Raw genomic sequence first — 8,454 nt, forward strand, 5'->3', positions numbered from 1 at the left:
TTGTCACCAGAACCTTTTAGAGTGTATCCAAGACCTGTCTTTAAGAATAAATCTAAAAGTACTTTACAGATAAATACAAAAGCTAAAGCTAAAACTATAGGAGATATTTCTCCATTGAATAAATGTTTAAAACTAAATAGTGGGATATTTGATTTTCCCATTATTCTTAAGTTGATAGAGTAGAGCATTCCCATAACTAAAATACCAGAAAGCAAGTTAGATATTTTAAACTTAATGTGAAGTACACCAGTTACAAGACCAGCAATACAACCACATAAAATAGCCATTAAAGTTGCTACTACAGGCGAAATCCCATTAGTAAGAGAAAATGCTACAATAGAGGCTCCCATTGTGTAGCTACCATCAGCAGACATATCGGGAAAATCTAAGATTTTATAAGTTATATAAACTCCCAGCGCCATGATTGATAAAATTAAACTTTGCGTCATTACAGATATAATACCTGACATAAATAAAACACTCCTTTGAAAATATTTTTATAATTTTAATTATTTGCTAATTTTGTATATAAAAAAACCACATAGTATACACAACTATGTGGTAAAAACGCGAATAAGCCACATAGTATAATCTATGTGGCTCTTATATAGTTAAATGAAAACTCTATAAACAATATAGCCTACATAGATACAATCCCAAAGTTTTGCTAGTCTTAAGGGGTCTGTATCTATGTTAAAACGTAGGTACAAACCCTAGAAATAGTGGCTATAGTAATAATAATATTTTTTATTGTTTAATAAAGTATTCATAATTATCTCTCCCTTTTAATATTTTAATTAGTCAGAAAATTATATGTATTCTTGACTTGTTATAAATTATAAATTATACAATAATAAAAGTCAACTGCTAAATTTAATTAAGATACTACATAGTGTATACTTGGAATTTTTAAAAGGGAATATATCACTTGAAAAAAACGTTATCCTAAACTTATGAATTGAATGGAAATTTTGTGAAAAAATATTTAATTAAAGAAAAATATGGAATGGAGGTAAAGCTGTAGCTATTAAAATTTATAAAAAAAAGCTGTCTAAGAAATTTAAATTTCTATTTAGACAGCTCAAATAATGATTAGAAAGTTATATAACTTTCATAATCCGTCGTCAAAATAGACGACTTTTATGGAAAATGAATAACTTTATATGCAATAAATTGCTACAATAAGTACAATTTTCAAAGGGTTAGGGTGGATAAGAGTACTTACTATATAAAGTTTTCATATTACCTACTTTTTTGAATTTACTACATTTTACTCTGCAGATTTTGCATTTTTATCTGACTTTATATACTTTATATTATCTGCTGATAGCTTTTGCATGTCAAGTGCTTTTAGTGTATCTTCATTGATTATTATTTCAGTTTCATCTAACATAGTAACAGGTATATCACCAACAGGTTTACCTTCTAACACTTCAATAGCAAGCTCTCCAGCCTTGTAACCTAGTTTTTCATAGTCTATTCCACAACAAGCTAAAGCACCAGATGATACAGAGCCTTCTTCAGAAGCTATTATAGGTATTTTGTTTTCATTAGCTACTTTAGAAACTATAGGCATAGAAGAAACTATTAAATTATCAGTAGGAACATATAAAACATCTATTTTGCCAACTAAACTAGAAATAGCTTGGTTAACTTCACTTGAAGAACTGATTCCTTTTTCAACAACTTCATAATTATTTTTCTTAGCATAATCATGTAGAGAATCAACTTGTATTTTTGAATTAACTTCACTAGTATTATATATAACGCCTATTTTCTTCGCTTTTGGAGTTAAAGTTTTAACCAATTCTAGTGTTTTATCAATTGAAAGATAATCTGATGTACCTGAAACATTTCCACCTGGTTTTTCAAGAGATTTAACCAATCCAGCTTCTACAGGGTCTGTAACAGCAGTCATTATTATAGGTACATCTTTAGTAGCATTATAAGCTGCTTGAGCTGAAGGTGTAGATATAGCATATATCAAATCTTTTTTATCAGATACAAATTTACTTGCAATACTTTGTGTAGTAGGCATATCATTTTGTGCATTTTGGAAGTCTATTTTTATATTATCTCCATCCTTATAACCTTTATCTTCTAGTGCTTTTATGAATCCCTGTTTTGCCTTATCTAGAGATGGATGTTCTACTAGTTGAGTGATTCCTATATTTTTTATTTCTTTATTGTCTGTTTTTTCTTTGTCTTTTGAAGCATCGGAGCCTCCATTTTGAGAACATCCAGTGAGCATTGATACTCCTAGTACTCCCGCTATAATTAAACTTACCAATCTTTTTTTATTAATCATTTTTATATCCCCCTCAAAAATTTTGTTATTATATATGTTCATATATTCATATGAATTGTTGTAGTATTGCTAAAAATATTATAACTTTAAAATTATTTTATAAATAAACTAATTTGTAACTAAACTAAAATCAAATTATTATAATAGATATTTTTTAAACAGCATATTCAAATTTTTCTAAGATTTCTTCTATAGTCAATTTTTCTTTTTCTCTGCCATTTACATCTAAGACAACTTCACCTTTATGAAGCATTATTAATCTATCTCCATATTGAAGTGCATGCTTTAAGTTGTGAGTTACCATAAGTGTAGTTATATTTTTTTCTCTTACAATTTTATCAGTTAATTCAATTACTTCATTTGATGTCTTTGGGTCAAGAGCTGCTGTATGTTCATCTAATAATAGAACCTTAGGGCTTGCTAAACTAGACATAATTAGTGAAAGTGATTGTCTTTGACCTCCTGAAAGATACTGTACTTTGATATCTAGGTATTTTTTTAAATCTAGAGAAATTCCTTCAAGTAAGTGCTCTAAGTCATTTGTTTTATGACGAAGACATCTCTTTAAATTTAGCAAATTCCCCTTATTAAGAGCAAGAGATAAATTTTCTCTAACTGTCATAGAAGGACAAGTTCCTAAGCTTGGGTCTTGAAAAACTCTACTTACTATTTGAGTTCTTTTGTGTTCAGCTAAATTTGTTATATTAGTATTATCTAGAGTGATTTCACCAGAAGATTCTTTTAATAATCCAGATATTATATTTAATAAAGTAGATTTACCAGTTCCATTACTACCTATGATACTTACAAATTCACCATCTTCTATACTAAGTGATAAGTTTTCAAATATAGTGTTAGGTTGACCGTATGGATTTGGGAAACTCTTTGAAATATTTTTAATTTGTAACATCTATAACACCTCTTTTTTCAGATTTATTTTTGGTACTAGCCTTGCACTTGTTTTTTTTTAGTGAGATATTTAAGTTACCAGTAGCTAAGAAAGCTATTATAACTATGGCAGTTATTAGTTTTAAATCAGTTGATAACATACCTAAACTCATTGCAAAGTATATAGTGAATTGGTATATAAAAGAGCCAACAATTATTGCAGTAGTATTTTTAATAAAAGTGAATTTCTTGAATAATGTAATACCAATTATGATAGAAGCAATTCCAAGTACTAAAGTTCCGATACCCATATTTACATCTGAGAACCCTAAGAATTGAGCCATCAAACTACCAGATAAAGCTATAAGTCCATTTGAAATCATAAGCCCTAATATTTTTATAGAACCGATGTTTATACCTAAAGATTTAATCATTTGAGAGTTGTCACCAACACCTTTTAGAGTGTATCCAAGACCTGTCTTTAAGAATAAATCTAAAAGTACTTTACAGATAAATACAAAAGCTAAAGCTAAAACTATAGGAGATATTTCTCCATTGAATAAATGTTTAAAACTAAATAGTGGGATATTTGATTTTCCCATTATTCTTAAGTTGATAGAGTAGAGCATTCCCATAACTAAAATACCAGAAAGTAGGTTAGATATTTTAAATTTAATGTGAAGTATACCAGTTACAAGACCAGCAATACAACCACATAAAATAGCCATTAAAGTTGCCACTACAGGTGAAATCCCATTAGTAAGAGAAAATGCTACAATAGAAGCTCCCATTGTGTAACTACCATCAGCAGACATATCGGGAAAATCTAAGATTTTGTAAGTTATATAAACTCCCAGCGCCATGATTGATAAAATTAAACTTTGCGTCATTACAGATATAATACCTGTCATAATAAAACACCCCTTTGAAAATATTTTAAAATAAATCTTTTAATTTAATTGAAAATTGAATTTTGGATATAAAAAAGCCACACAGTATATATAACTGTATGGCAAAAACACGAATAAGCCACACAGTATAATCCATGTGGCTCTATATATGATGATAAAATAAAAACTTTAACAACAATCACTATAGCCAACATAGATACAATCCTTAAAAATGGTAATCCTAAGGGGTCTGTATCTATGTTATGACAATTTGTCTTAACTTAGCTACAAACCCTAACTAAATTGGCTACTAAAAAATCGTACTTGTTTGTTTAATAAAGTCTTCATATTTACCTCTCCTTTTAATTTAATAATTTTGAAAATTTTGTTTTTATATTTTGTATAGTAATTAGTTTAATACAGTAAAAAATAAAAGTCAACTATAAATTTTGAAAAATTATTAAATTATCAGAAAATTGAGTTCGAATAAAAAAAGTTTTATGTATAGGATTGGGTAGTTTTCTTAAATTTTAATTTATAAATAAAAATTAAAATTTATTTGGATTTTAGGAAAAATTGAGTAAAAAGATAAAATTTTTAGAGAATTAATGAAAATAGGTTTTGAAGTAATATAATGACTAAAATTATATGATATAATAAATTAAATGATTGTTTTAATTCAGAGTTTTTATTATTTTTTTAATTGTTTTTAGGAATCTTATTTTTGATATGTTTACAAGATTAAAAAGACTTCAGTAGATATTTATATGTTTTTATTTAAATATTTTAGAAGTCTTTAATTTTATAGGAGTGATGATATGTGTTGATAGGTACAGCTAATTTAAGTAGAAACGTTGATAATGCATGTGTAGAAGAGTTGGGAATTCCAATGATTGTATTGATGGAAAATGCAGTAATATCTGCAATGAGAAACATGGATATGGATATATATAATGATTATACAATTGTATGTGGTGTTGGAAATAATGGTGGAGATGGTCTTGGAATAGCAAGACATTTAAAACTAAAAGGGAAAAATGTAAATGTTTTTTTAATTGGTAACATCAAGAAACTAAGTGAATGTTCTAAAATCAATTATAATATACTTTTAAATATGGGAATTAATATTATAAACATTGATAAAAATGATTTAAGTGAGGAATATAATGATTATATAAATAAAAATAAAGTGGATGAAATTATTAAGACAGAAAAACAGAGCATAATTAAAAATAAAAATTTAACAATGTTTAAAGAAGCAGTATCTAAAAGTGATGTCGTAATAGATGCAATATTTGGAACGGGGTTAAAAAGGGAAATAACTGGTATTTTTAAAGAAGTAATCGATATAGTAAATGATAACAGCAAAAATACATATTCTATAGATATACCATCTGGTATAGATAGTGACAAAGGTAGTATACTTGGAAGTTGTATCAAAGCAAACAAAACAATTAGTTTTGAATTTTATAAAAGAGGATTTTTAAATTATGATGTAAGCTCATTTATTGGCGATGTAATTGTAGAAAAAATAGGTGTTCCAGATTTTATTACAAGAAAATACCATAATGATGAATTCATAACTGATGAGAGTTTTGTAAAAAATAATATTAGAAGAAGAGATAAGCATGGATTTAAAAGTGATTTTGGGAAAGTATCTATAGTCGCAGGTTCAAAAGGATTTTATGGTGCTAGTTTCATAGCAACTGAATCAGCTGTTAAAAGTGGAAGTGGTCTTGTAACTTTGATTAGTAGTAAAGATGTACAAGAAAAAGTATCTATTAGACTCACTGAAGCAATGACTGTAAATTTTGAAGAAGAGAGAGTTGATAAACTATTGAGTTCTAGTAATGCGATTGGTTTTGGGCCAGGAATGGGAGATAATCACAAAACTTTTGAGAGATTACTTAGAGTAGTAGAAAACTCTAGTTGTCCAATAATATTGGATGCAGATGGACTAAATGTTATGAAGGATAGATGCTATAAGTTTTTAGAGTGGAAAAATAAGTTTGTAATTACTCCTCATCTGGGAGAAATGGCCAGGTTGACAGGTGACTCAACTGGGTATATAAGAGAACATAGAGTAGATGTGGCAAAAGAATTTGCTCAAAAATACAATGTAGTTGTCCTTTTAAAAGGTTATCAAACTATCATAACAGATGGGAAAGAAACATATATAAATCCTACAGGAAATAGTTGTATGGCAACTGGTGGGATGGGAGACTGTTTACTTGGCATGATTACTTCTTTTATAGGTCAAGGTATGGATATACTTGAAGCTACAGTGAGTGGAGCATATATACATGGTTATATAGGAGATAAGTTAGGAAAAAATATGTATACAGTAAATGCAACAGATTTAATAAGTAACATTTCGTTAACAATGAACAAGTTTTTGATTATTTAATGACTAATATTTGATACTACTTTGTAACAACTTTAACAAAGTATGCTGATATAATACTATTAAATTAATCTCAAATTAACTTATTTTATTGGTTTTTGGTTTATTATTTAAATTCATATTCAAATATATTGTGTAAAGAATATGATTTATATAGGGTTTGATAATTCATATGAAAAGAGGGTAGATAGTATGAAGTTGATATGGTTAATAGTAGCAATCGTATTTGGAATAGCAGAAATGTTGACTCCAAGCTTAACACTAATATGGTTTAGTGTAGGAGCAGTAATACTTATATTTTTAAGTACTTTTATAAAGAGTATATTTTTACAAATTTTAATATTTGCTGTAATTTCTATAGCTATGTTAGTTGTAGCTACTAAGAAAATTGTAAAAAAAGATAAAACTTATAAGTCTAATACTAATTTACAAGCAATGATGTCTAAGAAAGGTATTGTCACAGAGGAAATCTCTCCAAATAAAACTGGTTTAGTTGTAGTTGAACATGAAACATGGACTGCTATTTCTATAGATGATGAAAAGATTGATAAGGGTTCTACAGTAGAAGTATTAAAAATAGAAGGGGTAAAACTAGTTGTTAAAAAAGTAAATTCTGAAACTAGTGTGACGAATCAATAAAATAAAGGAGGATATATTTATGGGTATGAAAGTTGTTTTAAGTATTGTATTAATAATAGTAGTCGTAGCAATAAGTTTAACTTGTATAAGAGTAATAAAACAATCTAAAGTAGGTATAATAATGCGACTTGGTAAGTTTCAAAAAGTGGCTGAAACAGGAGTACATTTCTTGATACCATTTTTAGATAAAATGGCATATGTGATTGACTTGAGAGAAATCGTAATAGATTTTCCACCTCAGCCAGTTATAACTAAAGATAATGTAACTATGCAGATTGATACAGTTGTATACTATAAAGTTACAGACCCAGTTAGATATGTGTTTGAAATAGCAAATCCAATAGCTGCTATTGAAAATCTAACAGCTACAACTTTAAGAAATATAATTGGTGAACTTGATTTAGATGAAACACTAACATCAAGAGATATAATAAATGTAAAAATGAGAACAATCCTTGATGAGGCAACAGATAAATGGGGAATAAAAGTAAATAGAGTAGAGTTAAAGAACATAATGCCTCCTCATGATATCCAAGTTGCGATGGAAAAGCAAATGAGAGCGGAAAGAGAAAGAAGAGAAGCAATACTTCAAGCAGAAGGTAATAAGTCAGCTGCTATATTACAAGCAGAAGGAGAAAAACAATCTGCTATATTAACAGCAGAAGCAAGAAAAGAAGCTATGGTACGTGTAGCGGAAGGTGAAAAAGAGTCTGCTATATTAGTAGCAGAAGGTGAAGCTGAAGCTATAAGACAAACAGCTATTGCTAAAGCACAAGGTGAAGCTGAAATGATTAAAAGAACTCAAATGGCAACTGCAGAAGGTCTGAAATTAGTATTTTCAGCGATGAAAGAGTCTGACATTGACAATAATATCTTAGCATTAAAATCTATGGAAGCACTTGAAAAAATGGCTGAAGGCAAGTCAACAAAATTGGTTTTACCTTCAGAAGCAGTTAATTTCTTAGGAACATTCAAAGGGATAAAAGAAGTCATGAGTGATGATAAGAATGATGTATTAGATGTAAAAGATGCATTTAGTGGAAATGATTCATTAAAAAAATAAAAGAGTTTTTTATCGCAGGAAGGAAATGGAAATTAAATGTCGAATTAATTAAATATAGTATAAAATGCACATTGAAAAGAAGAAGACTTATAGCTTTTTTAAGTCTTCTTCTTTGTTTTTATTTATAAAACAGGATTTTAAAAATAAATTAACAGAATTTTTATACAATTTACCCTTTACTAATGTAAAAAGTGTTATATAATATTAAATAAAACATGTGGGGAATAAAAGTAATTTCAATTTGGATATTTATATTGACAAC

7 protein-coding genes are annotated in these 8,454 nt (G+C 28.1%); 3 read left to right on the forward strand and 4 right to left on the reverse strand.

What is annotated here, in order from left to right; all coding sequences use genetic code 11:
* The 4 genes from KGF50_RS18605 to KGF50_RS18620 all read right to left on the reverse strand — a co-directional run.
* A partial coding sequence (locus tag KGF50_RS18605; RefSeq protein ID WP_413926843.1) for an ABC transporter permease subunit occupies positions 1 to 470 on the reverse strand: 470 nt, incomplete at its 3' end.
* 800 nt (positions 471 to 1,270) lie between these two features.
* Positions 1,271 to 2,308: an ABC transporter substrate-binding protein gene (locus tag KGF50_RS18610; protein ID WP_227849444.1), complete on the reverse strand. Its 1,038-nt coding sequence runs from the start codon at positions 2,306 to 2,308 to the stop codon at positions 1,271 to 1,273.
* 154 nt (positions 2,309 to 2,462) lie between these two features.
* Positions 2,463 to 3,218 carry an ATP-binding cassette domain-containing protein gene (locus tag KGF50_RS18615; RefSeq protein WP_227849445.1) on the reverse strand — a complete coding sequence of 252 codons (756 nt, stop codon included), beginning with the start codon at positions 3,216 to 3,218 and terminating at the stop codon, positions 2,463 to 2,465.
* Complete coding sequence (locus KGF50_RS18620) at positions 3,205 to 4,107, reverse strand: ABC transporter permease subunit (protein ID WP_227849446.1); 903 nt, start codon at positions 4,105 to 4,107, stop codon at positions 3,205 to 3,207. The genes KGF50_RS18615 and KGF50_RS18620 overlap by 14 nt, the downstream gene beginning before the upstream one ends.
* A gap of 799 nt (positions 4,108 to 4,906) precedes the next feature.
* Here KGF50_RS18620 and KGF50_RS18625 point away from each other — a divergent pair.
* The 3 genes from KGF50_RS18625 to KGF50_RS18635 all read left to right on the forward strand — a co-directional run bounded on the left by KGF50_RS18625 (position 4,907) and on the right by KGF50_RS18635 (position 8,192).
* Positions 4,907 to 6,493 carry an NAD(P)H-hydrate dehydratase gene (locus KGF50_RS18625; RefSeq protein ID WP_227849447.1) on the forward strand — a complete coding sequence of 529 codons (1,587 nt, stop codon included), beginning with the start codon at positions 4,907 to 4,909 and terminating at the stop codon, positions 6,491 to 6,493.
* A gap of 189 nt (positions 6,494 to 6,682) precedes the next feature.
* Positions 6,683 to 7,129: an NfeD family protein gene (locus tag KGF50_RS18630; protein WP_227849448.1), complete on the forward strand. Its 447-nt coding sequence runs from the start codon at positions 6,683 to 6,685 to the stop codon at positions 7,127 to 7,129.
* A 19-nt stretch (positions 7,130 to 7,148) separates the two neighbouring features.
* Positions 7,149 to 8,192, forward strand: a complete 1,044-nt coding sequence (locus KGF50_RS18635) for an SPFH domain-containing protein (RefSeq protein WP_227849449.1) — start codon at positions 7,149 to 7,151, stop codon at positions 8,190 to 8,192.
* Positions 8,193 to 8,454: the final 262 nt, after the last annotated feature.

The organism is Clostridioides sp. ZZV15-6598 (genome assembly GCF_020657705.1).
Lineage (GTDB): Bacteria > Bacillota > Clostridia > Peptostreptococcales > Peptostreptococcaceae > Clostridioides > Clostridioides difficile_F.

Coding starts and splice junctions, on each gene's coding strand:
- KGF50_RS18610 (WP_227849444.1), bottom strand. CDS start 2,308: ATGATTAATAAAAAAAGATTGGTAAGTTTAATTATAGCGGGAGTACTA.
- KGF50_RS18635 (WP_227849449.1), top strand. CDS start 7,149: ATGGGTATGAAAGTTGTTTTAAGTATTGTATTAATAATAGTAGTCGTA.
- KGF50_RS18630 (WP_227849448.1), top strand. CDS start 6,683: ATGAAGTTGATATGGTTAATAGTAGCAATCGTATTTGGAATAGCAGAA.
- KGF50_RS18620 (WP_227849446.1), bottom strand. CDS start 4,107: ATGACAGGTATTATATCTGTAATGACGCAAAGTTTAATTTTATCAATC.
- KGF50_RS18615 (WP_227849445.1), bottom strand. CDS start 3,218: ATGTTACAAATTAAAAATATTTCAAAGAGTTTCCCAAATCCATACGGT.